Origin of the sequence: Legionella waltersii, assembly GCF_001468085.1 — a bacterium.
Taxonomy (GTDB): Bacteria; Pseudomonadota; Gammaproteobacteria; order Legionellales; family Legionellaceae; genus Legionella; species Legionella waltersii.
Window position 1 is genome coordinate 1 of sequence record NZ_LNZB01000017.1, and the last position, 3,115, is coordinate 3,115.

Consider the following 3,115-nt stretch of genomic DNA (forward strand, 5'->3'; position numbering starts at 1 on the left):
AGTGATGACTAGGTGGTCCCATTAAGTGCTAATGGGGTGGTCCCTTTAGGTGATGACAAAGTGGTCCGATTAGGGTGCTGAATGACAGTCGCATAATAAGCCCCAGCAGGAATCGCAATTAATGCCTGTCCTAATAAGAGATTAAAAATATCATGATGAGCAAGAGAATAAAAAAATGGTTGAGAAAGAATTAGGAAGCCTATACTAGCAAAGATAACAATTTTTTCTCGATTAATTTTATCAGATAATTTTCCAACTAAAGGAAATACTGCCAATAAAACAATCAGTGAGAGTATGTTTGATAGGATAATTTCATGATCTTGAAAATGTCCATATAAATGAGCTTGCATAGGACCATAAATGTAAATTTGGAAAGTTGTTGTTACTCCCAAGCAACTTAAAATAAATACATAGAGAGATTGGAGTTTATTATCTTTGATATAGTTGATTGATTCAGACAACAGACTCTTAAATTTAGGCTTCGGCCTGTCCGCATAATACATGATATACTCCATACTCTCAGGAATACATAACCGAATATATAGTCCAATAGATGAACCTAATAGCGCAAGGACAAAAGGCACACGCCATATTATCCAATCATGTTCAGGATAGTGATTGGTAAAATATGTAACTAATAATGTTATGAATGATGCTACCAGCATTCCTGACATTGCACCAAACGAAGCCCAGCTACCCGAGTAGCCTTTTTTCGATACTTCTGCATTTTCAACAAGGTAAGCTGAGGAATTTAGATATTCTGCACCACAAGAAAAGCTCTGAATAATTCTCAACAATAATAATGTAATAACAGAAATTATGCCTATGATACTCTGAGGGGGGATAAATCCGATAAGAGTTGTTGATATACCCATAGTGAGAATTGAACCGGCAAGAATAATTTTTCTGCCATAAATATCGGAAAGTAAGCCCATCACCATAGCCCCAATAGGCCTGGCTAGGTATCCAGCAAAGAAAGTCAGAAAAACTAGAAACAAACCTTTAGAAGGATCACCAATTAGGTATTTGGCAATGTAGACTGAGAGTAGGCCACAAATAGCCATATCAAAAGATTCTATTAAATTGCCTAAAGTGCCTGCTAGTATGATTCGGGTTTGGTGCTTCATCCTATTATCCTTTGCTTTGCATTGCCGATAAGGTAGTTAGTGAATCTTGATTTTCCATTCGGTCTAAAAATAAAAATCCATCCAGGTGATCAATTTCATGCTGAAGAATACGAGCTTCTAAACCAGAAGCTTTTTTTGTAATTCTATTTCCATCTATGTCAAATCCCGAATATTCAATCTCCATGGCTCTTGGAACCTCTCCCATTATTTCGCCGCAATTAAGGCAGCCCTCGTAACCAATTTGAACTTCCTTAGATAGGATCTTTAAGGAAGGATTAATTAAGGCTGTATCAGGAATAGGGTATTCTGGTTTTCTTCGTTTAGTATATTTAGTACTAAATACAATCACTCGTTTGCTGATGCCAATTTGAGGAGCAGCTACACCTACGGCACCTTTATCAGCCATAATGCTGAACATAGTCTTAATAAGTTCTTTTAACCAACTGCTACCAAATTCTGATTCATTAATTGGCTCAGCGGTTAGTTTTAAAATAGGGTCGTTTTTATCCAGAAGTGTGTTCATAGGTCACCTGATTATTGATGATTAATGTCAGTTTAGGTTTAGTTGATATACAGCGCTGCTTGTCAGGGAAAGTTAAATACTCTTGAATTTGCCTTAGCGCAAACTTGCCCATAGCTAACAGTTTCTCACAGTGAATCGAGCTTTTATTTTGGATATAGGGATTTATCTGTTTTAATCCAAATGAAAAAATTGCTCTGTATGAATCATATTCAGTAGGGATGGAGATACCTGTTATAAGTCCAGGTTTTATTTGTTTGTATTTTACAATTAATTCTGCGCAGCCTATATGGGGTAGTTCGCTCCATAATTTCGGTTGATCCTGGCTGAGGAATTCTGGTTGATAGCAACCGTCAAATAGCCAGAGTTTTTGCTCAATTAAATTTTGCTCTATGGCTGGATTCGAGGACATGAAAAAGATCTGTCCTGTCTGGTTAATAAGGGCAATAGAAGCATAGTCAGTTTCTACTTGTCCTAGTACATCTGAAAACACCCTGCGTATTGTGACAAAGTGTTCAAACAGAAATTCCTTGGCTTTGGGGTGAAGCTTTACTTCCACAGCTGTTACATCCATATCTACAAACATTTTAAACTGCATGACTGTGCTTTTTTCTCTTTTCTTCGTAGGAAGAAATTGAACCAATGGCCAAGTCAATGATTTTTAGTAAATTATTTTCCGAAGTGTCAATTGCTTTGACTTCTTTGATCAATCCTAACACAAAATCGGCGTAATCGTCATTACTTCCCTGAGAGACTGGGTATAAATGATGGCTTTGTTTCAAGATGTAATGAAGTAATATTTCATCGAATTCATTCTCCTTAGAAGCCGCATTTTCGTCTTCCCCAAATAGCAACCAGCCAGGGTTTACTTGAAGATGAAAAGCCAGCTGTTTGACTTTTTCATAATCTGGTAAAGCATCCCCTCGTATATAACGGCGACAGATTTGTTCAGAAGCACCAGTAAACTCAGCTAGGGTTTTAATACAGATCCCATTTGGCGAGCGAGAGGCAGTATATCCTCTATCTTTGAGGGTGCTAATCAAGCGGTTAGCAAACGATTGATAGGGTCCCTTACTCATAAAATTATCCTTGTAATCGAACGTCGTAAAAAAATTATCATATAAAATGATATCATTCAATATCATATCGTATCTTAATGCAAATTTCCTTTAAACATATGTTGATAATAAAATTAATATCGTTTTAATATAAGTTTCGTCAAATGATATTAATTGTTAATTTGACGTGAATTGGACTTTAATACACATGATTTACAGGAGTATTTTTCATGTCCCATGATTATAAAGTAGGTATTTACAAGGGGATTATTCAGTATTTGCTAGATGCAACTAATTATTCGTTGCAGCGAATTGCTAACTTTGAGGTGGTCAAGTAAATTGACACACCCAGTTAAGCAACTTTCTTAAATTCCCCCCAAACCCGTTCAAACTGATTCGGATTCATATAG

General features: G+C 36.4%; 4 protein-coding genes. All 4 read right to left on the reverse strand.

Annotated features, from left to right (window positions below; translation table 11 throughout):
• Positions 1-8 precede the first annotated feature (8 nt).
• Genes Lwal_RS04820 through Lwal_RS04835 form a run of 4 tightly spaced genes read right to left on the reverse strand, consistent with a single transcriptional unit; the run spans position 9 to position 2,726 of the window.
• On the reverse strand, positions 9-1,127 hold the full coding sequence (locus Lwal_RS04820; protein ID WP_231950953.1) for an MFS transporter: 1,119 nt from the start codon (positions 1,125-1,127) through the stop codon (positions 9-11).
• A gap of 4 nt (positions 1,128-1,131) precedes the next feature.
• A complete protein-coding gene (gene def, locus Lwal_RS04825; protein WP_058479790.1) occupies positions 1,132-1,650 on the reverse strand; it encodes a peptide deformylase in 519 nt (172 codons plus the stop codon).
• Positions 1,631-2,245, reverse strand: coding sequence for a flagellar biosynthesis protein FlgJ (locus tag Lwal_RS04830; protein ID WP_193787214.1), 615 nt, complete (start codon positions 2,243-2,245; stop codon positions 1,631-1,633). Before Lwal_RS04830 ends, def begins: the two co-directional genes overlap by 20 nt.
• On the reverse strand, positions 2,235-2,726 hold the full coding sequence (locus tag Lwal_RS04835; RefSeq protein ID WP_058479791.1) for a helix-turn-helix domain-containing protein: 492 nt from the start codon (positions 2,724-2,726) through the stop codon (positions 2,235-2,237). The genes Lwal_RS04830 and Lwal_RS04835 overlap by 11 nt, the downstream gene beginning before the upstream one ends.
• Between the last annotated feature and the right edge of the window lie 389 nt (positions 2,727-3,115).